The 22,929-nt window shown below is 53.0% G+C and carries 21 protein-coding genes; 5 read left to right on the forward strand and 16 right to left on the reverse strand.

Going from position 1 to position 22,929, the window contains the following annotated elements; translation table 11 throughout:
• Nucleotides 1-110: 110 nt before the first annotated feature.
• Nucleotides 111-1,304, reverse strand: coding sequence for a phosphoglycerate kinase (locus LZ463_RS24625; RefSeq protein ID WP_241458957.1), 1,194 nt, complete (start codon nucleotides 1,302-1,304; stop codon nucleotides 111-113).
• Between the two features lie 442 nt (nucleotides 1,305-1,746).
• Between LZ463_RS24625 and LZ463_RS24630 the strand changes: the two genes are divergently transcribed.
• The 3 genes from LZ463_RS24630 to LZ463_RS24640 all read left to right on the forward strand — a co-directional run bounded on the left by LZ463_RS24630 (nucleotide 1,747) and on the right by LZ463_RS24640 (nucleotide 4,183).
• A complete protein-coding gene (locus LZ463_RS24630) occupies nucleotides 1,747-2,754 on the forward strand; it encodes a hypothetical protein (RefSeq protein ID WP_241458958.1) in 1,008 nt (335 codons plus the stop codon).
• A gap of 56 nt (nucleotides 2,755-2,810) precedes the next feature.
• Nucleotides 2,811-3,656: a 3-deoxy-8-phosphooctulonate synthase gene (gene kdsA / locus LZ463_RS24635; RefSeq protein WP_277624168.1), complete on the forward strand. Its 846-nt coding sequence runs from the start codon at nucleotides 2,811-2,813 to the stop codon at nucleotides 3,654-3,656.
• 83 nt (nucleotides 3,657-3,739) lie between these two features.
• The gene (locus LZ463_RS24640) at nucleotides 3,740-4,183 is read left to right on the forward strand and encodes a hypothetical protein (RefSeq protein ID WP_241458959.1); all 444 of its coding nucleotides are present in this window, start codon (nucleotides 3,740-3,742) and stop codon (nucleotides 4,181-4,183) included.
• Here LZ463_RS24640 and LZ463_RS24645 read toward each other — a convergent pair.
• From LZ463_RS24645 to rfbB, 15 genes are all read right to left on the reverse strand, one after another.
• On the reverse strand, nucleotides 4,180-4,422 hold the full coding sequence (locus tag LZ463_RS24645) for a hypothetical protein (RefSeq protein ID WP_241458960.1): 243 nt from the start codon (nucleotides 4,420-4,422) through the stop codon (nucleotides 4,180-4,182). The two genes, LZ463_RS24640 and LZ463_RS24645, sit on opposite strands and share 4 nt — an antisense overlap.
• Nucleotides 4,423-4,644: 222 nt before the next feature.
• Nucleotides 4,645-5,640, reverse strand: a complete 996-nt coding sequence (waaC, locus tag LZ463_RS24650) for a lipopolysaccharide heptosyltransferase I (protein WP_241458961.1) — start codon at nucleotides 5,638-5,640, stop codon at nucleotides 4,645-4,647.
• A 179-nt stretch (nucleotides 5,641-5,819) separates the two neighbouring features.
• Nucleotides 5,820-7,196, reverse strand: coding sequence for a phosphomannomutase/phosphoglucomutase (locus LZ463_RS24655; RefSeq protein ID WP_241458962.1), 1,377 nt, complete (start codon nucleotides 7,194-7,196; stop codon nucleotides 5,820-5,822).
• A gap of 45 nt (nucleotides 7,197-7,241) precedes the next feature.
• The gene (locus tag LZ463_RS24660; RefSeq protein ID WP_241459000.1) at nucleotides 7,242-9,170 is read right to left on the reverse strand and encodes a nucleoside-diphosphate sugar epimerase/dehydratase; all 1,929 of its coding nucleotides are present in this window, start codon (nucleotides 9,168-9,170) and stop codon (nucleotides 7,242-7,244) included.
• An 18-nt stretch (nucleotides 9,171-9,188) separates the two neighbouring features.
• Nucleotides 9,189-9,752: a sugar transferase gene (locus tag LZ463_RS24665; RefSeq protein WP_241458963.1), complete on the reverse strand. Its 564-nt coding sequence runs from the start codon at nucleotides 9,750-9,752 to the stop codon at nucleotides 9,189-9,191.
• Between the two features lie 36 nt (nucleotides 9,753-9,788).
• Nucleotides 9,789-10,754 carry a UDP-glucose 4-epimerase family protein gene (locus tag LZ463_RS24670; RefSeq protein ID WP_241458964.1) on the reverse strand — a complete coding sequence of 322 codons (966 nt, stop codon included), beginning with the start codon at nucleotides 10,752-10,754 and terminating at the stop codon, nucleotides 9,789-9,791.
• A gap of 3 nt (nucleotides 10,755-10,757) precedes the next feature.
• Nucleotides 10,758-11,549: a glycosyltransferase family protein gene (locus LZ463_RS24675; protein WP_241458965.1), complete on the reverse strand. Its 792-nt coding sequence runs from the start codon at nucleotides 11,547-11,549 to the stop codon at nucleotides 10,758-10,760.
• 3 nt (nucleotides 11,550-11,552) lie between these two features.
• Nucleotides 11,553-12,971, reverse strand: coding sequence for a hypothetical protein (locus tag LZ463_RS24680; RefSeq protein WP_241458966.1), 1,419 nt, complete (start codon nucleotides 12,969-12,971; stop codon nucleotides 11,553-11,555).
• Nucleotides 12,958-14,205 carry an O-antigen translocase gene (locus LZ463_RS24685; protein ID WP_241458967.1) on the reverse strand — a complete coding sequence of 416 codons (1,248 nt, stop codon included), beginning with the start codon at nucleotides 14,203-14,205 and terminating at the stop codon, nucleotides 12,958-12,960. Before LZ463_RS24685 ends, LZ463_RS24680 begins: the two co-directional genes overlap by 14 nt.
• Nucleotides 14,206-14,207: 2 nt before the next feature.
• Nucleotides 14,208-15,323 carry a DegT/DnrJ/EryC1/StrS family aminotransferase gene (locus tag LZ463_RS24690; RefSeq protein ID WP_241458968.1) on the reverse strand — a complete coding sequence of 372 codons (1,116 nt, stop codon included), beginning with the start codon at nucleotides 15,321-15,323 and terminating at the stop codon, nucleotides 14,208-14,210.
• Between the two features lie 142 nt (nucleotides 15,324-15,465).
• Nucleotides 15,466-15,867, reverse strand: a complete 402-nt coding sequence (locus tag LZ463_RS24695; protein WP_241458969.1) for a sugar 3,4-ketoisomerase — start codon at nucleotides 15,865-15,867, stop codon at nucleotides 15,466-15,468.
• Entirely contained in the window at nucleotides 15,864-16,820 is a 957-nt protein-coding gene (gene rfbD / locus LZ463_RS24700) for a dTDP-4-dehydrorhamnose reductase (protein ID WP_241458970.1), read from the reverse strand. Before rfbD ends, LZ463_RS24695 begins: the two co-directional genes overlap by 4 nt.
• Nucleotides 16,817-17,362: a dTDP-4-dehydrorhamnose 3,5-epimerase gene (gene rfbC / locus LZ463_RS24705; RefSeq protein WP_241458971.1), complete on the reverse strand. Its 546-nt coding sequence runs from the start codon at nucleotides 17,360-17,362 to the stop codon at nucleotides 16,817-16,819. Before rfbC ends, rfbD begins: the two co-directional genes overlap by 4 nt.
• A gap of 3 nt (nucleotides 17,363-17,365) precedes the next feature.
• Nucleotides 17,366-18,259, reverse strand: coding sequence for a glucose-1-phosphate thymidylyltransferase RfbA (gene rfbA, locus LZ463_RS24710; RefSeq protein WP_241458972.1), 894 nt, complete (start codon nucleotides 18,257-18,259; stop codon nucleotides 17,366-17,368).
• Nucleotides 18,256-19,323: a dTDP-glucose 4,6-dehydratase gene (rfbB, locus tag LZ463_RS24715; RefSeq protein WP_241458973.1), complete on the reverse strand. Its 1,068-nt coding sequence runs from the start codon at nucleotides 19,321-19,323 to the stop codon at nucleotides 18,256-18,258. Before rfbB ends, rfbA begins: the two co-directional genes overlap by 4 nt.
• Before the next feature lie 883 nt (nucleotides 19,324-20,206).
• On the opposite strand from rfbB, the gene grpE reads away from it, so the two are divergent.
• On the forward strand, nucleotides 20,207-20,800 hold the full coding sequence (gene grpE, locus LZ463_RS24720) for a nucleotide exchange factor GrpE (RefSeq protein WP_241458974.1): 594 nt from the start codon (nucleotides 20,207-20,209) through the stop codon (nucleotides 20,798-20,800).
• A gap of 142 nt (nucleotides 20,801-20,942) precedes the next feature.
• Nucleotides 20,943-22,883 (forward strand): molecular chaperone DnaK, encoded by a 1,941-nt coding sequence (gene dnaK / locus LZ463_RS24725; protein ID WP_241458975.1) that lies wholly within the window; start codon nucleotides 20,943-20,945, stop codon nucleotides 22,881-22,883.
• Nucleotides 22,884-22,929 lie beyond the last annotated feature (46 nt).

Below are 22,929 nucleotides of genomic sequence, written 5' to 3' on the forward strand. Positions count from 1 at the left end.
TGTTTGGTTTTATTATTCGTCAAAGTATCAACGCAAAACTCAAGCAAAAATAATCGTTGCCACTCAAACTTACTTTGTAATTCTTAGCTCTGCAAATGAAAAGCCTTGATTTACTTCACTGCGCGTTGCAACAGAATTTCTACTGCTGGCAGGGTTTTGCCTTCCAAAAATTCGAGGAAAGCGCCGCCGCCTGTGGAGATATAACCTACCTTGTCGGCGATGTTGTACTTGGCAATTGCGGCCAAAGTATCGCCACCGCCAGCAATCGAGAAGCCTGCTGAATCAGCAATCGCCTGCGCCAGCACCTTGGTGCCGTTGCCGAACTGGTCGAACTCAAATACGCCGACAGGGCCATTCCAGACGATGGTGCCAGACTGCTTGATCTGCTCTGCCAGCAAGGCTGCTGTCGCCGGGCCAATGTCCAAAATCATGTCATCGTCCTGCACATCAACCACGGCCTTGACAGTAGCCACTGCGGTTGGTGCGAATTCCTTGGCGCAGACTACATCAGTAGGGATAGGTACAGACGCACCACGCTTGGCCATCATGTCGATAATGGCTTTGGCTTCTTCCACCAGGTCAGCTTCTGCCAGGGACTTGCCTATCTTGAGGCCAGATGCCAGCATGAAAGTATTGGCAATGCCGCCGCCAACGATGAGGTTATCGACCTTGTCTGCCAGTGATTTCAAAATAGTCAGTTTGCTTGATACCTTGGAACCGGCAACAATCGCCACCAGCGGGCGCGCAGGCTGGCCCAGCGCCTTGCCGAGTGCATCCAGCTCAGCCGACAACAGCGGGCCAGCGCATGCCACAGAAGCAAACTTGGCGATGCCGTGGGTCGTTGCTTCTGCACGGTGGGCAGTACCAAAGGCGTCATTCACATACACGTCGCACAGCGCTGCCATTTTTTGCGCCAGCGCATCATCGTTTTTCTTTTCGCCCTTGTTGACGCGGCAGTTTTCCAGCAAGACCACCTGGCCAGCCGCCACTTCTACGCCATCGACCCAGTTCTGTTTCAGTTCTACCGCAACACCCAACAGTTCGGACAAACGCTTGGCAACTGGTGCCAGGCTGTCTTCTGCCTTGAATTCACCTTCAGTCGGGCGGCCCAGATGTGAAGTGACCATCACCGCAGCACCTGCCTGCAAAGCCTGCTGTATCGCTGGCACCGAGGCGCGGATACGGGTATCTTCGGTGATATTGCCGTCATCGTCCTGGGGAACGTTCAAGTCGGCGCGGATGAAAACACGTTTGCCCTGGAGCTGGTTTGCTGCGATCAGGTCACTGAGTCGGTTGAATTGCATCGTGATATGGAATTGGCAAGGTTGAAGGGTGGCGCGTTTGCCTGCGAGAGTCGGGCAACGACTTTCCGCCAGGAAATTTACTACGTATTTACTGCATAAGTTCTCAGCCCGCTATTTTACCAAAGCCAGCTTGCAGACCATACGGTTTTAGGGGGCTTTTGCGGTTAAAATGTGCAGAATAATATCAATATAACATTTGTGGTGTTAATTTAATATTTTCCCATGCATGCTTTCCGAATCAACAGGCTTGATTGACAGGGCAGGTATTTGCAATTTCAATATCAGCGCGCATGTTTCTTAAGGGCTAATTAAGGGCTACTTAAGGGCAGCTTAAGGTCTATTACGCAAGAAATTCCTCTTAAAATGCTATGCTAGGTAAATTTACGCCTTCAATTCCATGTCAATCTGTCAATAGAGCACAGTCAACCATGAAAGCACACTCATGAGCACCAGTATATTCTGGCAAGAACTCAGCAAGGCTGAGCCGCAACTGGCAAAGCAGGAAGTCCACGATGCGATGGAGGGTATCAACGCTATTCTGCAGCCGCATTTTCCCGACGTGGCTGCAGAGTTGCTGCAACACCATAGCGAAGGGAATGCTGGTCGCTATGACCTGATCATTACCGCACATGGCTCTGTTGAACATTTTCAGGAGGTCATGGAACTGGTGCAAAGCGCACCCAAACTGGATTTGTTTGCACAAGTTGTCGCTTTCAGGGCGCGTACCGATACTGAAGGTTTTTCCATGACCATGGGTGATTTCTCACTGGGTACGGCAGACATCCTGGTTGCTCATTATGCCGATGCTGGCCGGGTGGGCCTGCAACTCTGGTTTGGCAAACCGATACCTCAGGATTTTGTAGATCATGCCAAACACATGTCCTTCATACTACTGGACCATGCCATCGGCGAATATGACTTTGCCATCAAGATAGGCCCTGTGGAATTCATGGAGGAAGAGACAGGTCAACAGACGACCAGCCTGACGCAGTTCCCGGCGGTGCTTGACGCATTCTGGCGTGAGGATCTTAAACATACCGCCATTTTCCCTACCGGCGACAATGAATGGGCAGGTTTTGAACTGGTCAGCAATACCGACCCGGACGACAAGCTGTTCGTACAGCGCAATGAATCAGCCATGGCCCTGGTTGGCCGTGCCGACATGCTGTGGCGACTCGAAGTGCAGGCAGAAATAAGCAACAGCGATGAACTGGAAAAGGTCAGGGAATTCGAAGACCAGCTGGAAACCCTGCTGACACAAACCCAGGAGGGTATATCGACCCAGATCACCCTGCACGGCAATCTGCGCAGCATGAGCTGGCAAGTCAGCGACAGCCCGGCTGCCCTTGGCAAGGCGCAAAAACTGGCAGACAGTTTTTCGCAAATTGAATTTGAGATCAGCTCAGAATTTGACCCGCAGTGGCAAGATTATTTGCGCTGGGTTGCATGAGTCCAGGATCACTTTGAACACAGACACGACCTCATTTTTACTGAACAGGAATACCCTTGAATACCGTATCCATCACCCCGCAAATTCATGTCGACAACCACAAGCCTTTCGTCTTGTTTGGTGGCATGAATGTACTTGAATCCAAAGACATGGCCTTGCGTGTCGCCGAAGAATATGTACGCGTCACCAGCAAGCTGGGCATACCCTATGTGTTCAAGGCCAGCTTTGACAAGGCTAACCGTTCGTCCATTCATTCCTACCGTGGCCCTGGCCTGGAAGAAGGTTTGAAGATTTTTGAAGCCGTCAAGACTGAATTCGGTGTACCGCTGATCACAGACGTGCACGAGCCATGGCAAGCCGCGCAAGTGGCGGAAATCGTCGATGTGCTGCAACTGCCGGCCTTTCTGGCGCGCCAGACTGACCTGGTAGTGGCACTGGCTAAAACCGGTCGCGTGATCAATATCAAGAAGCCACAGTTCCTGAGCCCTTCACAGGTACAGAATATCGTCGAAAAATTCCATGAAGCAGGCAACAAGCAACTGATACTCTGTGATCGCGGCACCTGCTTTGGCTACGACAACCTGGTCGTCGACATGCTCGGTTTTGCCGTGATGAAAAAAGTTACCAACGACATCCCCGTCATCTTTGACGTCACCCATGCCCTGCAGCAACGCGAATCAGGCGCAGCCGCATCCGGCGGCCGCCGCGAACAGATCGTCGAACTGGCCCGCGCCGGCATGGCGACTGGTCTGGCAGGCCTGTTCCTCGAAGCGCATCCTGATCCGGCGCAAGCTAAATGCGATGGCCCTAGCGCCTTGCCGCTGGACAAACTGGAACCATTTTTGGCACAACTGAAGGCACTGGATGATTTGGTGAAGTCGTTTGGGAAGTTGGAGATTTGAGGAAGTGGTTTGAGACAACAATCCTGATCAGACTGGACGACGTAGGCAATCCAGTCTGCAAATGATTAGGTCAGATTAAATCTATGTACGACGATCTCAATCATCTTTACCGCTTCCCTACCAGAGCGGCCATTGATGCTCTCGCCAGTCGCTTCAATTTACCCAATACCAGGGACATGCAGGATTGGGAATATCAGGTTGCTGATGCAAATAGAATCAATGAATTTCTTGCGGCGTATGATAGTGGGGAATTGAGCGACGATGAAAAATTCACGCTTGCAGCCATGCTTTTCCAGTCATTTTGGAATGCACTGGATGAAGGCCAGACTTTTTTGAATAGTGCAGGCTGGAAGCATTTTCTGGATTTGATTGAACAAGATATAGAGATACATATTTATCTTGTCTGGTATTGGTCCAGCGTTGAAAAGTCTGAAGCTGATATTGAAAACCCTGATTATATGTTTTCGATCAGCCCTTTCATACGGCCAATTCTTTTGCGGCACCAAGCTAAATTTGCCAGACATTAAATTAATGTACTGCGCCTGGACGTTGTTACTGAGTATGCTTTGAAAGCATGAATCTTGGCTGCATTGTTGTTGGCTTTTTGCTGTTCCGATGTGTCGATGCCTTTGCTGCGAGGCAGAAAATGGATTAAGAAATGACCGTTGTTTGAGCGTAGCGAGTTTCGGGCATTTCCCATTTTTTGACTTGCAGCAAAGGGGACACCCGCAGGGGGCAGCGACGCCTCGGTCGCCTTCTTTTGCATTCTTTTCTTGGCGAGACAAGAAAAGAATGTAGCTGCCGGGCTACCCCCGGCCTGTGGTCGTAAATAACTTACGAAGGTATTTGAAAATCTAGTTCGTAATTTGCACGAGCATGAATTGCTACTTTATGCGATATGATACGAACGTCACTGGATTCCAGCTAACACCACGCTGGAATGACGTTGCTAAAGGCACGGAGTTACACTTAGCCACTAGACATGTTGCTATGCGCCAGTTGCTCTCATTAAGGTTCTCATCGCCCCTCGAACCTCATCCACTGTCGCAGGCACCCCACTATCTCCAAGATTAATAATCCTGTCCGACCAGTTCCCCTCAGTCTTCCAGCGCGGCGAAGCGCAATAGATTTCTATGGTCGGGGTTTCATAGGCAGCGGCTATGTGGGTCAGCCCGGTATCGACACCGATGGCAAGGCGTGCTTTTTGTGCGAGCAAAGTTGCTGCCTGCATGGAGAGTGCAGGCAAGACGCTGGCATTGGGCATGACGGCGGCCATGGCTTCTGCTTCGGCTTTTTCTGCGGAACTGCCCCAGGGCAGCAGTATGGGTAATCCGTAGTTTTTCAATTCGGCAGCAATCGCCTGCCAGTGCTCGCGCGGCCATTTCTTGGCGGCGCCTGCGGTGCCATGGAAGAATACGGCGTAGGGTGTTGCAGGTAACCAGGTGCGCTGTTCTGCCGGTATGTCCGGCGCCTGCAGGCCAAAGCTGGCAGGGCTATCGACGGTATAGCCGCCAGCAACAGCGGCGACCAGGCGGCCGCGCAGGACGGCGTGGGTGCGCTTGTCTACCGGTACGCTGGTGTCGTGGAATATTCTGGAAATGCCTTCATAACCCGAACCCTCGGTGCCATTGGCCAGGCCGACTTTTTTACCACTTCTGGTCTTGTGCGCCAGTCCCATGATGATGCCGGTTTTCAGCAAACCCTGGGTGTCGAGTATCAGGTCGTATTGCTCTTGCCTTAACTGGCGGAAGAAGTTTTTAATTTCTTGTCGTGTGGATGCCTGCCCCAGGCTCTTGCGCCAGCGGCGCAGGGCGAAAGGGTAGATGTTGCTGACACCGGGATTGAGGCGCACCAGCTGCACATAGGCTTCTTCCACGACCCAGTCTATGCGCGCATCAGGGAAGTGACGACGCAAGTCGTCGACGATGGGCATATTGTGCAAAACATCGCCCAGGGACGAGACACGAACTAGCAGGATTTTCACGATAGTAGTAAGACCGAAAATCTCACCACAGAGACACAGAGTCACAGAGAAAAGCAAGAGAAAATCTTTTGGAGTGAAAGTGCTTGGTCAGCACTCTTCACGCTTTTAGTTTTTCTCTGTGCTCTTCTGTGTCTCCGTGCTTCTGTGGTGAGCTTTTATGTTTTGGGTTTAAATTAAATTTAATATGGCAGGACAGCATCTGGCTTGACAGCCAGCACGGCTTGTTTCATCGCGTCCTGTATGCGTGCCAGGGCTTCCGGGTTTTCTGCTTCAAAGCGCATGACGATGACAGGGGTAGTGTTCGATGAACGTGCCAGGCCAAAGCCGTCCGGGTATTCAACACGCAGGCCGTCGATGGTGATGATTTCGTCAGAACCTGGGAAGCTGGCATTAGCCTGCATGGCGGCGATGATCTTGAAGTTTTCGCCTTCGGCCAGTTGCAGTTGCAGTTCCGGCGTTGAGGCTGACTGAGGCAGGCTGTTCAGGGTGGCACTCATGTCGGCCACGCGGCTGATGATTTCAAGCAGTCGCGCACCAGCGTACAGGCCGTCATCAAAACCATACCAGCGGTCTTTGAAGAAGATGTGGCCGCTCATTTCGCCACCGAGTGGTGAGCCGGTTTCGCGCAGCTTGGCCTTGACCAGGGAGTGGCCGGTTTTCCACATCAGCGGCACACCGCCGCGTGCCTTGACCCACGGGGCGATATGGCGTGTGCATTTGACGTCATACAGAATCTGCGCGCCGGGGTTGCGTGTCAATACGTCTTCGGCGAACAGCATCAACTGACGGTCAGGGTAGATGATATTGCCGTCCTTGGTGACGACACCAAGGCGGTCACCATCGCCATCAAAGGCCAGGCCTATCTCTGCATCGGTGGTTTGCAGGCAGTGTATCAGGTCTTGCAGGTTTTCCGGGTGCGCAGGGTCTGGGTGATGGTTGGGGAAGGTACCGTCGACTTCACAGAACAGTTCTATGACTTCGCAACCCATGCCGCGGTAGAGGTCGGCCGCATAAGCGCCGGCTACGCCATTGCCGCAATCGACCGCAATTTTCAGCGGGCGGGCGATTTTGACATCGCTGATGATGCGCTCAAGGTAGGTCGCCTTGATGTCATGTGTGCGGTAGCTGCCGCTACCCTGTTTGAAATCCTTGTTCAAAATGGCCTGGTACAGCGCTTGGATGGCGTCACCATAAATCGCTTCACCCGCCAGCACCATCTTGAAGCCGTTGTAGTCGGGTGGATTGTGACTGCCGGTCACCATGATGCCGGATGCCGCGCCCAGCACATTGGTGCCGAAGTACACCATGGGGGTGACCACCACGCCGAGGTCGATGACATCCACGCCGGTTGATTGCAAGCCCTTGGCCAGGGCGCTGATCAGGTCGGGGCCGGACAGGCGACCGTCACGGCCGATGACCACGGCTTTTTCACCTTTGGCGATTGCGGCGCTGCCAAATGCCTGGCCTATCAGGTGGGCGACTTCAGCGTCCAGGGTTTTGCCGATGATGCCGCGTATGTCGTAGGCTTTGAATATGCTGGGGGAGAGTAGGGACATGGTTTTTTCCAGTTCAATATAATTCTTGCTGATTTATGCGTATGCTTAATGGAGCAGGCCAGGGGCTGCCTGATTTTCTGTGTTGACTTGCTGGGCTTGCCAGATCAGGTCTTCTATGCCGCATTGTGGCTCATATTCTGCCACTATTTGCAGCAGCAGGGCACGGATTTGCGGATAATCAAAGGCCGTGCAGGCAGCCTGCAAGTCTTGCAGCAGGGCTTGCAGTTGCTCCCAGGGTAATTCGCTTTCCTGGGCACGCATGATGAGCGGGTGGGAAGTGCCTTCCACATTGTCGCCTATCAATAATTCTTCATACAGTTTTTCGCCGGGGCGCAGGCCTACATGCTGGATTTCTATGGTGCCGTCGGGCGTGGTTTCTGATTTGACTTCCAGTCCGCTCAAATGCACCATGCGGCGCGCCAGATCAATGATGCGAACCGGCTCGCCCATGTCCAGGACGAATACGTCACCACCTTCGCCCATGGCCCCGGCCTGCAAGACCAGTTGCGCGGCTTCGGGGATGGTCATGAAGTAGCGGGTGATTTCAGGGTGGGTCAGGGTGATTGGCCCACCTGCCATGATCTGCTTGCGGAACAGCGGCACGACCGAGCCGGATGAGCCGAGCACATTGCCAAAGCGCACCATGCAAAAGCGGGTATGTTGCTGACGGCGAGCACAAGCCTGCAAGATCAGTTCAGCCAGACGCTTGGTGGCGCCCATGACATTGGTCGGGCGAACCGCCTTGTCGGTGGAAATCAGTACGAAATTCTTGACCCTGGCAGTCATCGCCGCCTGGGCGACGGATAGTGTGCCAAACACATTATTGCGTATGCCTTCTGCCGGATTGTGTTCGACCAGCGGTACATGCTTGTAGGCTGCGGCGTGATACAGGGTTTCAACTTCGCAGGTGCTGAAGATGCGGTCCAGCTTGGCGCTGTCGAGTATGGAACCAAGGAAGGGCAGGATTTCCACCTCGAGTTTCAATTGCTGGCGCAAGCCGGACAATTCCTGTTCGATCGCATACAGGGCGTATTCCGACATCTCCAGCAAGACCAGTCTGGCCGGGCGCTGGCGCAAAATCTGACGGCACAGCTCCGAACCGATGGAGCCACCTGCCCCAGTTACCATCACGCGTTTGCCGGTGATGCAGATGGACAGCAGGCGGGTATCAGGTTCTACCTGGTCGCGACCGAGCAAATCTTCGATCTCGACTTCGCGGATGTCCTGCACGCGCAATTCGCCATTGACCAGGCTTTGTATTGAAGGCGTGACCTTGATCCTGAGTTTCAGGGGTTCCAGGTTATCGAGTACCTGTTTTTGCCGGGTCTTGCTGATGCTGGGCATGGCCAGTAAGATTTCACGTATGTCGTGTCGCTCAGCCAGGTCTTTCAGCACTTCAGGGGCAAAGACCTTGACGCCGCCTATGGTCGAACCCTGCACTGATTTGTTGTCATCAATGAAGGCAATGCAGACATATTCGCCACCGGCACGCAGGGCTGTAGCCAGCTGCGCGCCGGCCTTGCCCGCTCCGTAGATAGCGATACGGATTGCATTCTCAGCCATGTCGGCCTGCAACAGCCAGGCCCTGGCCAAAAAGCGGCTGGCGCCAACGTAGAGGATGGAGCCTGCCCAGAAAAAGCCGAATACCGCACGCGACAGCGGGGTGATATGCAGCATCACGGCGACAAAAGCCATGAACAGCACGGACAGGGTGACGCCAAAGACGACCACGCTGATGATTTTCTGGTCGATGAAGCGGATCACGGCACGGTACAGGCCTATGCGTATGAATACTGGTATGGCTATCAACGGTACAGAAACGATGAGCCAGAAGTAATGATTGAACAGGCTGGCATTAAAGGTTTCATAGCGCAGCCAGATCGCCACGATAAAAGTCAGTGGCAGGCAGATCAGGTCTGCCACCGCAGCCAGCACCTGTTTTTGCAGGCGCGGCAGATTGAGCAGGGATTGCATCATGGTTGCCCGCCTCGCTTAATGGGTAATGCCGTCACGGCGTACTACTTTGTAAAAGGTCAGGAACAGGATGCGCAAGTCCAGCATGAAAGACTGGTGTTGCAGGTAATACGCATCAAGGTCCACCTTGACCGGTATCGGTAATTCATCCCGGCCATTGATTTGGGCCCAGCCTGTCAGGCCGGGTGGAATAGTATGCACTTGCTTTTCAGTGCGCAGGGCAATCAGGTCATCCTGATTGTACAGGGCTGGACGCGGGCCGACAAAGCTCATGTCGCCAGTCAGTATGCTCCACAATTGCGGTAATTCATCGAGACTGGATTTGCGCAAAAAAGAACCGATGGGTGTCAGGTATTGATCCGGATTGGCCAGCAAGTGAGTGGCCACTGCCGGTGTTTCGATCAGCATGCTGCGAAACTTTGGCATCTTGAAAATGGCATTGTTGCGGCCAACGCGGTCAGACCAGTAAACGATAGGCCCGCGTGAAGTCAGCTTGACACAGATGGCGACGATGAGCAGGGGCAGCAGCAGGATCAGGCTGGCGAACAGGGCAAGGCTGAAATCAAAAAGGCGTTTTAACATGGCGCTTACTAAAATACGAAGTGATTACTGACTTATTCATGGCTGTAACGTGTGGCTGATTGCGTCAACAGTCGCCTGCAAGCCCTGCTCTACGGTAAAGGCGGGCGACCAGCCCAGCATATTCCGGGTCTTGCTGATATCGACCTGCAGCGACTGACATAGCCGGTCAGCAACACTTTGCCTGCCCAGCAGTTTTGCCGCCAGGTTCAGCAAGGCCGGTGGAAATGGCCACAACCTGGCCCTGACTTGCATGGCCTGGGCGCACAGGCGCAGCAGTTGCGGTGTCGACAGGTCGCGCCCGTCCGACACCATGAAAACCTGGTTGCGGGCTTTTTCCATCAGGCGTACATGCATGACCAGGCTGACCAGGTTACCAAGGTACACAAAGCTGCGCTGGTTGCGTATGCTGGCCAGCGGCAAGGGCAGGCCACGCTGGACACCGCGCAGCATGCTCAGGAAGTTGGCCTTGACACCGGGGCCGTACACCAGCGGAGGACGGATGATGGTGACGCTCATGCCGCTGTCCTTGCCCAGTTTGAGTAGCGCCATTTCTGCTTCGTGCTTGGAAATACCATAGGCATCCTGCGGCAGCACGACATCATTGGCGGCAAAGGCATAACCGTTTTCTGTTGCTTCACCATTGACCTTGACCGAACTCAGGTAAATGAATTGCTTGACGCCGGCGGCGGCGGCCTGGCGTGCCAGGTTCAGACTGCCATCGACATTCACCTGACGGAACAGTTGCAAGGGATCGCTTGCCGTCTCTCGCATGACATGGACACGGGCAGCACAGTGCATGACGATATCAATCCCCGGCAAGTATGCTGACCAGTCGGTGTCGGCATCCAGCCCGGTGATCAGGGGATTGTGCATCTGGGCGGCTTGCCAGTTCAGTGGTTTGCGGGTGGGACAAATCAGATCGGCATGGCTGGCCAGGCAAGCCTGGGCCAAAGCCTGGCCGACAAAGCCGCTGGCGCCCGTCAACAAAATCTGTTGTTTCATTGTTTAATCGGATGCAGGCAGGTTTGTCCGCCTGTCGTAGACAAAATAGCGGCGCGACAAAAATTTGAGGAAGCTGCGGAAGAACCAGCTGGCATGACGTGACACCAGGTTACGGTTCTTGTGGGCTGCCGTATGGGTGGCGTCGAGTTTCGGATAAAAGCGTATGCCCTTGCCCAGCAACTGGTAAGAGCGGTAGCAGATATCGACATCTTCAAAATACATGAAGTAGCGTGTATCAAAGCCTTGCAGTGTTCGATAGTGCGCTGCATCAAAAGCCAGAAAGGCACCGGACGCCCAGTCCACATGACAGGCCTCAGTCATGTTCTTCTTGTCATATGGCTCGGACAGTGAGCGCACCGCCACCATGCGCAGCAAGGAAATCACATTCGGGAAGCGCCTTATGTTGGCATCAATATGCTGGTGCTGCTCGTCGCGGTAGAGGTTGATGGTCGCAATCGGGAAGTCGTCACGCCGCATGTTCTCAACCAGTGTCAGTATGGTCGCCGGAGTGGTGGTGATGTCAGGGTTCATCACGATGAAGGTGTCGCCTTCATCAAAACCGACGCTATTGCTGATCAGGTCAAACAGGTAGTTATTGTTTTCGCCAAAGCCCAGGCCCGGCTGTTCGTCGGTGTAGGACAGACCATGTTGCAGGCAATACGCCTTCAAGAGAGATGAAGGGCGGTTGTCCTTGATCCAGACATGCATATTCGCGCCGGCGTCGCGCAGACCACCCATACCGCTTGCGATAAGCAGGTTCTCGTGGCCGTGGCTGACTATTGCGACATGTATCATAAATTAGGTGCCTGGCCTGGCTGTTGGAGCCTGGCGGCTTTGTATCCAGTATCTTAAAAACAATATCCCCAGTTTCCAGTCTGGCAGATTATGGAGTGTGGGCGTAAACAATTTTCCTGTCTTCCAGATTTTCTCATAGAAATCACAGTTTATAGGTGCCGGATTATGCCAGGGTACCTGTTTTTCTTGATCATTCGCTATTTCTGCATGGCTGATACGGCTTGCCACCTGCTCTACAGCATGGGCATCGCGTATCTCTTGCAGGATACTGGCCTGGTCCAGCGCAGGTCTGGTACCTTCTTTCAGGTAATTGCTGAGGTCATCGAGCAGGGCTTCCTGGCTGGCGGATTTGAACTGATCAGCCGGTGAATAACCGTGCGCACCGGTCAATATGCCAAAGCTGGGCAAACCCTTGATCGCCATTTCAGGGAAGGCAGTGCCGCCGGTCAGCGGGAAACTGTCTACATAGACGCTGGCCTGTTGCATGCATTGCAGATAATCCTGGTACACCATGCGTTTATGGAATGTCGCCTGCTTGCCCATTTGCAAGGCAGGTTTCCACCACCACCAGTTGGTCCTGATATTGGGGCCGATGATCATCAGGTGGCGGCCTGTGCGTTTTTGCAGGCGTACGGCAAAGGCCGGGAAAGAATAGTCACCCCCTGGTTTATATTTATAGGCTGAACCGGCGCTGGTGATATGGCCCCGGCCATTGTCGCTGCGTTCAGCCGCAGTGGCTGGCAGTTTCAGCGGGATGCCGGCAAACACGCATTTTTCATGTGTGCCGCGTAGTTTGCTCAGCTCCCAGCCAAAGCAGCTGAGTTCCAGCACTACGTCCGCCATGCCATGGCCGTATGAAAATACATGGTCGGCATGGTTGTACATATAGATGGTATTGCCGCAAAGCTCTCTGGCCAGACCGGCAGCAATCACCGCATCAATGTCATAGGGGTGGATATGCAGGACCAGTATCTTGTACTGGCTGAACAGATTGAGCAGTTGCTGGATTTTTTGCTGACGGTTGGCAATCTTTGGCAGGCAGATGCAGGGGTGGGCAGGCGTGCTGAGTTTTGCCCAGGTTGCAGGCGGCGCTTTTTCAGTAATCAGCACGGCACTGTCCTGTAATGCAGTACTTTCCAGCAAATGCTCCACCACGCGGGTATGGCCGGCGCTGGTGTAGGACTGCGTCATCACATGCAGGTAAGTGGCCTTTTTTCCCGCAGTCCGTGGTGCGGTAAACAGGTACCGGAAGCGCTGTAGCAGGGTATGTTCCAGCTCAGTCAGTGCGTACTGGCCTACACAATTCTTCCATAACAATTCACCCAGCACACGGGCGCGGCGTATGCAGGTGTCAAGATCTCCGGCCGCCAGGACGCGGTCCATGCTGCGTTGAATGAATTGTTGGGTATCAGCGGTAGACATATTTTTTCAGTATCCAGGCAATGCAGGCCCAGTACAACACATAATTAATACAGAAAGCGATCACGGCACCCTTGAGGCCGCATAGCGGCGTCAGCCACATCGTCAGGGCATACAGCGACAGGCTGAAGACAATTTCGGTAATCACATAGGGTTTGGTCAATGCGCGGCCCAGCATGACGAAGCCCAGTACCCAGCTGCCGGTCTTGATCAGGTCGCCAAGCAGTTGCCAGGCCAGCAAATCTAGCATGGGGCGGAATTCTTCGGTGAACACCAGCCACAGCATGAGGTCGCGTAACAGGTAGACTATGACGGCGCCGACGGCGGTCAGCGGCAGTACGAAGCGATAGACCCGGTTGATTTCCTGCTTCAGTTCGGCTGCTTCCCTGATTTCGGCCAGGCGGGGCAGATAATACACTGTCAGTGTGGTGGTGATCAGCATCAGGTAAATATCACTGATGCGGGTGACGGCTTGCCAGTAGCCGGCTTGCTGCCAGCCAAAATCCTGTACCAGGTGATTGCGTATCAGTACCTGGCTCAAGGGCACGACGACGGCGGTGACAATAGCCATCAATGCATAGGCTGCCAGCTTGCGCAGCATGACGGCATCGGGTTTTGCCAGCAACAGGCCGAACCTGAACCACCTGGTACGCAGGCACATTGCCAGACTGATAAAAGCCACTACCGATTGATTGACCGCCAGTGCCACCAGCGCGCCATACAGGCCCCAGGCGCTGGCCAGCAGCCAGGTTGCCAGCAGAGCGACGATGCTGGTGGCAATATTGGCTGCGACATAAAGGCCGACGGCTTTTTTGCCATTGAGCATGGCCAGCAGCAGACTGTTCAGGACAAACAGCAGCAGGCTGCCGGCCAGCCATAAAAACACGCTGGCATACTGTATGTCCTGCAACAGGATGATAGCCAGTTGCCGGTGGAATGCAGCGATGAGCAGGGAAGCAGCCAGCGAACAGAGTAGCGAGATGCGGCCGGCACTGGCCCAGACCTTGTGCTGCTGTGCTTCATCATCACCATGTTCTGCCGTGTACTTGGTCACACCGGTACCGATGGCGCCGCTGGCAAATGACAGTATCATGGTGATGGCATTCTGGAACTGACCTATCACGGCATAGCCGCCGGGGCCAACATACACGGCCAGCAACTTGTTCAAACCCAGCATGGTCAGCATCCTGACCATGACGGCAATGGCATTCAACAGGCTGGTACGTACCAGTGTCATGCTCAGGCGGTTTGCGCGATGAAGTCGCGGACGGCAGCAATGACGCGGCTCACATCTTCCGTCGCCAGATATGGGTCCAGCGGCAGGCTCAGGATTTCGCGGTGTATCTGTTCCGACAGCGGGAAGCTGCCGGCAGGCAAATTGAGCTCAGCATAGGCAGCCTGCAAATGTGGCGGAATAGGGTAGTGCACCAGGGTACCTACGCCTGCCTGCTGCAGGTGTTTTTGCAAGGCGTCACGCTGCGCATGGCGTACCGGGTAGATATGCCAGACCGGTTGTGACCACTCAGGCACAAAAGGCAGCACCAGGCCGGGCAAATCCTTCAGACCCTCCTGGTATTGCTGCGCCAGGGCGCGACGCTGTACATTCCAGCCATCGAGCCTGCCAAGCTTGACGCGCAGCAGTGCGGCCTGCAATTCATCAAGGCGTGAGTTATAGCCCTTGACTTCATTGTGGTATTTGATTTGCGAGCCATAATTGCGCAAGACCCTGAGCTTTTGCGCCAGCTCTGCATCATTGGTGGTCACTGCACCGGCATCACCCAATGCACCAAGGTTTTTGCCAGGATAAAAACTATGACCGGCAGCGTCACCAATACCGCCCGAGATACGGCCCTTGTATGTTGCGCCATGCGATTGCGCTGCATCTTCGATGACTTTCAGCCCATGCTCGCGGGCGATGGCTAGCACCGGGTCCATATCCACCATCTGACCATACAGGTGCACCACCATGATGGCCTTGGTGCGCGGTGTGATGGCGGCGGCGATTTTTTGCGGGTCTATATTATAGGTAGGCAGGTCAGGTTCGACCGCTACGGGTGTAGCACCTGCATACGACACGGCCAGCCAGCTGGCGATATAGGTATTGGAAGGCACGATGACTTCATCACCTTCACCTATGCCATAGGCACGCAGGATCAGGTGCAGGGCATCCATGCCATTGCCTACGCCTACGCAATGCTGGCTGCCGCAATAGCTTGCATATTCTGCTTCAAAGGCTTCGAGCTGTTTGCCCTGGATGAACCAGCCGCTGTCGAGTACGTCAGTAAATGCCTGCGTCAATTCCGCCCGCAAATCCTGATGCTGAGGTTTGAGTTCCAGGTAAGGTATAGGTTTCATGTTTTCCATTCACTTATTTCACGTGTCAGAAGGATGGCACTGAGACACAGGGGCGTTGCTTATTTTCTCATGAGGTTTTCTCTTGATCGCCTCTGCGTCTCTGTGCCTCTGTGGTGAGAGGTCTTTTCCGGATTGACTGATGTCAGTCCGCTTCGATGAACTTCAAAAAATCGTCATACTTGCGCAAATAATCGGCCTCATCATAATGCTGGTCGGCAAACACCAGCAGCACGCAATCCTCGGTGAAATTTTTCATTTCATGCCAGATGCCTGTGCCTATATAGACACCCTTGGACGGGCCGTCAAGTTCCAGCTCTACACGCTCTTTGCCATCATCGAATACCATGGTGCAGGAACCGCGTACGGCAACGGCGACCTGCTGTAAGGTCTTGTGCGCATGAAAGCCGCGTTCCACGCCTTCCTTCGTGCCGAAAATATAGTAAACCCTGGCTATCGCAAAAGGGATGTCCTGATTGGCTTCAACAGCAACCAGGCTGCCGCGTTCGTCGCCGAGTACGCGCAAGGGTATCATTTGCAGTTTCAATTCGTCTGACCTTGAGCTTGAGTTTGTTGATTGGTGCAGGGTGGCACAGTATCCATGGTCGCCTGCAGGCAGGTTTGCCAGTCCGGTATGACAAGGCCGAAGGCAGCTTGCAATTTTTGTGTGCTGAGCAAAGAGTTATGTGGTCTTCTTGCCGGTGTCGGATATTCACTGGCGGGTATGCCAAGCATCTCTGGCGACGGCTTGCCCAGTTTGCCTTGCTGGTCTGCCAGTCTGACAATGGCAGAAGCAAATTCAAACCAGCTGGTTTTACCGCTTGCACTCAGATGATAGATACCGCCCAGTGTTGACCACCAGTCAGTCTTATTTCCGTTTTGCAACAATTGTCCGACGATGTCGCCACTGGCCCGGGCCAGCCATGCGGCAGCATTCGGCGTGCCCCACTGGTCATTGACGATACGCAATTGCTCGCGTTCACGCGCGAGTTTCAGCATGGTCAGGAAAAAATTCTTGCCGTGCAGCGAATACACCCAGCTGGTGCGCAAGATCAGATGCCGGCACCCGCTGACAATAATCGCCTGCTCACCCGCCAGCTTGGTCTGGCCATAGACATTCAGCGGAGCAGTAGCATCGCTCTCGACATATGCCTGCCAGTCACCATCTTTATCCTGCTTGTCACCGGCATACACATAATCGGTTGAGTAATGGATCAGCCCGGCGCCAAGTTTGCATGCTTCTTCGGCCATGATGGCTGGCGCAGTGGCATTGATGGCCTGCGCCTGCTCAATCTCTTTTTCGGCCAGGTCGACAGCCGTGTAGGCGGCCGGATTGATGATCAGGTCGGGACGGAATTGCTGTATGCACTGACGTATCTCTGCTGCCTTGCCCAGGTCCATTTCTGCCCTGGTCGGCGCATATATCTTGGCTGCTTCAGGCAAGTGCGACAACAAGGCATTGCCTAATTGCCCGTTCGTGCCTGTCAATAATATCCTCATGCAAAAACCTCAGCATCCACCAGCAGCTTGCCCAACTGGTCCTTGCCGGACAACAGAGGTGTGTCCTGCAAGGGCCAGTTAATGTCTAGCGCAGGATCGTTCCACAACAGGCAGCGTTCATGCTCGGGCGCCCAGTAATCCGTGGTCTTGTACAGAAATTCTGCACTGTCGCTGGTGACCAGGAAACCATGGGCAAAGCCCGGTGGTATCCACAACTGGCGCTTGTTTTCGCCAGAGAGGACGACAGCCGCAGATTTGCCAAAAGTCGGCGAAGACTTGCGCAGATCGACGACCACATCAAATACCTCGCCAGCGATGACGCGGACCAGTTTGCCCTGGCTTTGCTGTATCTGGTAATGCAGGCCGCGCAAGACATTTTTGGCTGACTTGGAATGATTGTCCTGTACAAAATGAACATCCATGCCAGTCAATCCGGCAAAAGTGCGGGCATTGAAACTTTCATAGAAAAAGCCACGGTCATCACCGAAGACTTTCGGTTCCAGTATCAACACATCTGCCAGACTGGTTTCCAATACATTCATTGATCAATACGCTTTCTTGTTCAAGAGTTGCAATAAATACTGGCCATATTCATTTTTCTTTAAAGGCTGGGCCAGCTTTTCCAGGTCGGCATCGCTGATATAGTTGCGGCGATAGGCAATTTCTTCAGGACAGGCGACTTTCAGGCCCTGGCGTTTTTCTATGGTAGCAATGAACTGGCCGGCATCGAGCAAGGATTCATGGGTGCCGGTATCGAGCCAGGCCATGCCACGGCCCATCAGTTCGACGTTGAGCGTGCCCTGCTTCAGGTATTCATTATTGACATCGGTAATTTCGAGTTCGCCACGGGCAGATGGTTTGATACTGGCGGCAATGTCGCAGACCTGTCTGTCATAGAAATACAGGCCGGTGACCGCGTAATTCGATTTCGGCGACTTTGGTTTTTCTTCTATGCTGATGGCCTGGCGCGCTTCATTGAATTCAACGACGCCATACCGTTCCGGGTCCTGCACATGGTAGGCAAAGACGGTGGCGCCTTCCTGCTTGGCGTCGGCTGCCCGCAATTGCGGCTCGAAATCATGGCCGTAATAGATGTTGTCACCCAGGATCAGTGCCGTATTGGCATTGCCGACAAAGCTGCGGCCGATGATGAAGGCCTGCGCCAGTCCGTCTGGCGAGGGTTGTATGGCATAGCTGAGATTGATGCCCCATTGCCTGCCGTCACCGAGCAGCTCGGAAAAACGCGGCGTATCCTGCGGTGTGGATATGATCAGGATATCCCGTATGCCCGCCAGCATCAGCGACGTTAGCGGGTAATAAATCATGGGTTTGTCATACACAGGCAGTAACTGCTTGGAAATTGCTTGAGTGACCGGATACAGGCGGGTGCCTGAACCCCCGGCCAGAATAATACCCTTGCGTGCCGGTACGTGGCTCATACTTCATCCTCATCTTCATATTGCATGGCGACCCATTTCAGGTATTCGCCGGACTGCACTTGTTTGGTCCAGGCATCGTTGGCCAGATACCATTCCACGGTTTTTCTTAAACCCGTGCTAAAGGTCTCCTGCGGCTTCCAGCCCAGTTCTTTTTCTATCTTCCTGGCGTCAATGGCATAACGGCGGTCATGCCCCGGCCTGTCGGTAATGTGCTTGATCTGGTCCCGGTAACTGCCTTGCGCCTTGGGCTGCAATTCATCAAGCAGGTCGCACAGGGTGTGCACGACGCTGATATTGGTTTGCTCGTTCCAGCCGCCGACATTATAGGTTTCACCGGGTTTGCCGGCTTCCAGCACGCGGCGTATGGCCGTGCAATGATCCTTGACATACAGCCAGTCGCGCACCTGCAAACCATCGCCATACACGGGCAAGTCTTTGCCGGCGCGGGCATTGGCAATGATCAGGGGGATCAGCTTTTCCGGGAAGTGATAGGGGCCGTAATTATTCGAGCAATTGGTCGTCAATACCGGCAGGCCATAAGTGTGATGATAGGCGCGCACCATGTGGTCCGACGCGGCCTTGGTGGCCGAGTACGGGCTGTTCGGCGCGTAGGCCGTGGTTTCGCTGAAGGCGGGATCATCCTTCTCCAGGGTGCCATACACCTCATCCGTTGATACATGCAGAAAGCGGAAATCGGTTTTGGCTTCGCCCTCAAGCGTCATCCAGTAACTGCGCGCCGCTTCCAGCAGGTTGAAGGTGCCATTGACATTGGTGGTGACAAAAGCTGCCGGGCCATGGATGGAACGGTCTACATGGCTTTCCGCGGCAAAATGCAATATCGCTCTTGGCTGGTATTCAAAAAACAAAGCTAATAACTGGGCATTATCATTAATGTCACCTTTGATGAACACATGACGCTTGTCATGGTTGAGACTGGTGAGATTGTTCAGATTGCCGGCGTAGGTCAGCTTGTCGTAATTGAGGACAGGCTCATCGGACTGGGCCAGCCAGTCGAGAACAAAATTGGCGCCGATGAAACCTGCACCTCCTGTGACAAAAATCATGCCTCACTCCTGAAATAATCGCTAAATTGCTTTGAACAGGCGATTTTACTTGAGAAGAGGGTGATTTCGTTGCTGCGACGACTTTATCTGCTGCTTTATCTTGGATATTCCCAGATATGTACCCATATCTGGGAAATAGCCAGAAAATCGAAAGCGTACAAAGTGGCTTTCAAGTCATCGTACGCACTATAGGGAAGTTGTTGATAATAATTTGCTAAATTATTAAGGCTTACGCAAAACCGCCCCAGCTGCGTTGTTAGCTCCTAGCCGTACTAAAGTACTGTCTTCGTCGCTACGGTGTAGTCGGGGTTTCAGACAATAAATTGTCTGCCGACGCAACGAACCACCCTTGCAAGGGTGGTTTTTAAAGCGATAGGTGTAGTTGGGGTTTCGGACAACATGTTGTCCGCCAACGAAACGAACATCCCTTGCAAGGGATGTTTCCTAAAGCGATAGCCTTGCTGGGACAATTTTGCGTAAGTCCTGATTATATTAAAAAAGCAATTTCGATTGGCGATCTGAAAACCTTGATCAGGATGCCAGTACTCCACCTTGTGTCAGACATATTAAGGTGACAGTGACAATAGTATACGCAAGCAGGGCGAGGGAGATAAGTGAGAGTTTCATGATGGTAACTCCTTTAGGCGGTGTTCCTTGAAATCTAGTTTAGGATGGGCCTCCCGCGATTTCAGTATTAAATTGTTCCTGTTTTGTTACGAAATGTTTGTGTTTATAGCAAAATTATTAATGGGAGTTGCATTTTTATTTAGTTGACAATAGTTTAAGTGGATAGTTCCATAAAATTTTGAAGATTAAGCCTTGAAATAGTAGGGATATATCCCCAGATGCAGGGGTAATGTATGTTTTGATCGGGAGAGTAAGAATGCAAGAGCAAGAAAGCCAGCAGGCGGAAAAAGTAGAAATAAAAGAAGCCGTCACGCCGGACATCCAGGCAGAGAATATTGCGCAACCAGAAACTGTGCAGACATCAGCGCCAGAGGCAGCCGTGCCTGCGCAAGAGACTGCGCAGGAAGTAATTGCCAAGCTGGAAGCTAAAGTGCAAGAACTGCAAGATTCTTTCATGCGAGCCAAAGCGGAGGGTGAAAACATCCGCCGCCGTGCCCAGGAAGATATCAGCAAGGCGCACAAATTTGCGATCGAAGGCTTTGCTGAAGCCATGGTGCCAGTGAAGGATAGCCTGGAAATGGCCCTGAAGATTGACACACCCTCCATAGAAGCGCTGAAAGAAGGCGTGGAAATGACCTTGAAACAGTTGAGTTCTGCATTTGAGAAGAATCGTTTGACCGAAGTCAATCCTGTACAGGGCGATAAGTTGGATCCTATGAAGCATCAGGCTATCTCCATGGTCCCTGCAGAGCAGGATGCTAATACAGTCGTTACTGTATTGCAAAAAGGTTACACCATTGCCGATCGTCTGCTGCGCCCAGCTTTAGTGACAGTAGCGCAAGGAAAGTAAGAAAAACGTAAAAAAAAGCGCGTAATTCGCTTGAAAAACGCTTTTTTTACCTTATATCCGAAACAGACGAGCAGGATTTCGCATAAAAATGCAGCCAGCTCACCAACATTGACAAAAAAATCTACATTCTGAGGGAATTATCATGGGAAAAATGATTGGTATTGATTTGGGTACTACCAATTCTTGCGTTGCTATCATGGAAGGCGGTCAGCCAAAAGTGATAGAAAATGCAGAAGGTGCACGTACTACGCCTTCCATTATTGCTTATCAAGAAGACGGCGAAATCCTGGTTGGCGCATCCGCCAAACGCCAGGCTGTGACCAACCCTAAAAACACACTGTTCGCGGTCAAGCGTTTGATCGGCCGCAAGTTCGAAGAAAAAGAAGTGCAGAAAGACATCGGCCTGATGCCTTACTCCATTTCCAAAGCCGACAATGGCGACGCATGGGTGTCCGTGCGCGACAAAAAACTGGCTCCACCGCAAATTTCTGCTGAAGTTTTGCGCAAAATGAAAAAAACTGCTGAGGACTACCTCGGTGAAGAAGTGACAGAAGCAGTTATTACTGTCCCTGCTTACTTCAACGACGCACAACGTCAGGCAACCAAAGATGCTGGCCGTATTGCCGGTCTGGATGTCAAGCGCATCATCAACGAGCCAACTGCTGCTGCGCTGGCTTTTGGCCTGGACAAAAAAGAAAAAGGCGATCGCAAGATTGCTGTGTATGACCTCGGTGGCGGTACTTTTGACGTCTCCATCATTGAAATCGCTGACGTTGATGGCGAAATGCAATTCGAAGTATTGTCGACCAACGGCGATACTTTCCTCGGTGGTGAAGATTTCGATCAACGTGTGATCGATTACATCATCGACGAATTCAAAAAGATCAATGGCCTGGACCTGTCCAAAGACCCTATCGCCCTGCAACGTATCAAGGCATCTGCCGAACGTGCAAAAATCGAATTGTCCAGCTCGCAACAGACCGAGATCAACGAGCCCTACATCGCCATGGCGAACGGCGCACCTGTGCATTTGAACCTGAAAATCACACGTGCAAAACTGGAAGCCCTGGTCGAAGAACTGATCCAGAAAACTATCGATCCTTGCCGCATGGCGATCAAGGACGCTGGCGTGAAAACCACAGACATTGACGACATCATCCTCGTTGGTGGTATGACACGTATGCCTAAAGTGCAAGACGTGGTGAAAGAGTTCTTTGGTAAAGAACCACGCAAAGACGTCAATCCTGATGAAGCCGTTGCCGTTGGTGCAGCGATCCAGGGTTCCGTTTTGTCTGGCGACCGTAAAGACCTGTTGTTGCTGGACGTGACACCACTTTCCCTGGGTATCGAAACCCTGGGCGGCGTCATGACCAAAATGATCCAGAAAAATACGACCATCCCGACCAAGTTCAGCCAGGTGTTCTCTACTGCAGACGACAACCAGCCTGCGGTGACCATCAAGGTCTACCAGGGTGAGCGTGAAATCGCTGCCGGTAACAAGGGCCTGGGTGAATTCAATCTCGAAGGTATCCCACCAGCAGCACGTGGCACACCACAGATCGAAGTGACTTTTGACATCGACGCCAACGGTATCTTGCACGTAGGTGCCAAAGACAAGGCAACTGGTAAAGAAAACAAGATCACCATCAAGGCCAACTCTGGTTTGACCGAAGAAGAAATCCAGAAAATGGTGAAAGACGCTGAACTGAACGCCGAAGAAGACAAAAAAGTCAAGGAACTGGCCGAGTCCCGCAACCAGGGCGATGCGCTGGTGCACTCCACGAAGAAAGCACTGGCTGAGCACGGCGACAAGCTGGAAGCTGGAGAAAAAGAGAAAATCGAAGCCGCCATCAAGGAGCTGGAAGATGTCTTGAAATCCGGTGACAAGGCCGAGATCGACACCAAACTGGGCGCCTTGTCAACGGCATCGCAAAAGCTGGGTGAAAAAGTCTATGCTGACATGCAGGCGCAACAGGCAGCAGCAGGTGCGGCCGGTGGCGCGGGGGCGGCCGGTGCAGAAGCCAAACCTAAGGATGATGATGTAGTTGACGCTGACTTCAAAGAAGTCAAAGACGGCAAGTAATACACACTGTGACGGGCTTGCCCGTCATGATGCGCCGGGTGGCTCG

Source organism: Undibacterium paludis, from assembly GCF_022568815.1.
GTDB lineage: Bacteria > Pseudomonadota > Gammaproteobacteria > Burkholderiales > Burkholderiaceae_D > Undibacterium.

Excerpts from the sequence above, each read along its gene's own strand:
- LZ463_RS24625 (WP_241458957.1), bottom strand. The coding sequence starts at position 1,304 with ATGCAATTCAACCGACTCAGTGACCTGATCGCAGCAAACCAGCTCCAG.
- LZ463_RS24630 (WP_241458958.1), top strand. The coding sequence starts at position 1,747 with ATGAGCACCAGTATATTCTGGCAAGAACTCAGCAAGGCTGAGCCGCAA.
- LZ463_RS24640 (WP_241458959.1), top strand. The coding sequence starts at position 3,740 with ATGTACGACGATCTCAATCATCTTTACCGCTTCCCTACCAGAGCGGCC.
- LZ463_RS24645 (WP_241458960.1), bottom strand. The coding sequence starts at position 4,422 with ATGCAAAAGAAGGCGACCGAGGCGTCGCTGCCCCCTGCGGGTGTCCCC.
- LZ463_RS24655 (WP_241458962.1), bottom strand. The coding sequence starts at position 7,196 with ATGTCCCTACTCTCCCCCAGCATATTCAAAGCCTACGACATACGCGGC.
- LZ463_RS24660 (WP_241459000.1), bottom strand. The coding sequence starts at position 9,170 with ATGCAATCCCTGCTCAATCTGCCGCGCCTGCAAAAACAGGTGCTGGCT.
- LZ463_RS24665 (WP_241458963.1), bottom strand. The coding sequence starts at position 9,752 with ATGTTAAAACGCCTTTTTGATTTCAGCCTTGCCCTGTTCGCCAGCCTG.
- LZ463_RS24670 (WP_241458964.1), bottom strand. The coding sequence starts at position 10,754 with ATGAAACAACAGATTTTGTTGACGGGCGCCAGCGGCTTTGTCGGCCAG.
- LZ463_RS24675 (WP_241458965.1), bottom strand. The coding sequence starts at position 11,549 with ATGATACATGTCGCAATAGTCAGCCACGGCCACGAGAACCTGCTTATC.
- LZ463_RS24680 (WP_241458966.1), bottom strand. The coding sequence starts at position 12,971 with ATGTCTACCGCTGATACCCAACAATTCATTCAACGCAGCATGGACCGC.
- LZ463_RS24685 (WP_241458967.1), bottom strand. The coding sequence starts at position 14,205 with ATGACACTGGTACGTACCAGCCTGTTGAATGCCATTGCCGTCATGGTC.
- LZ463_RS24690 (WP_241458968.1), bottom strand. The coding sequence starts at position 15,323 with ATGAAACCTATACCTTACCTGGAACTCAAACCTCAGCATCAGGATTTG.
- rfbD (WP_241458970.1), bottom strand. The coding sequence starts at position 16,820 with ATGAGGATATTATTGACAGGCACGAACGGGCAATTAGGCAATGCCTTG.
- rfbC (WP_241458971.1), bottom strand. The coding sequence starts at position 17,362 with ATGAATGTATTGGAAACCAGTCTGGCAGATGTGTTGATACTGGAACCG.
- rfbA (WP_241458972.1), bottom strand. The coding sequence starts at position 18,259 with ATGAGCCACGTACCGGCACGCAAGGGTATTATTCTGGCCGGGGGTTCA.
- rfbB (WP_241458973.1), bottom strand. The coding sequence starts at position 19,323 with ATGATTTTTGTCACAGGAGGTGCAGGTTTCATCGGCGCCAATTTTGTT.
- grpE (WP_241458974.1), top strand. The coding sequence starts at position 20,207 with ATGCAAGAGCAAGAAAGCCAGCAGGCGGAAAAAGTAGAAATAAAAGAA.
- dnaK (WP_241458975.1), top strand. The coding sequence starts at position 20,943 with ATGGGAAAAATGATTGGTATTGATTTGGGTACTACCAATTCTTGCGTT.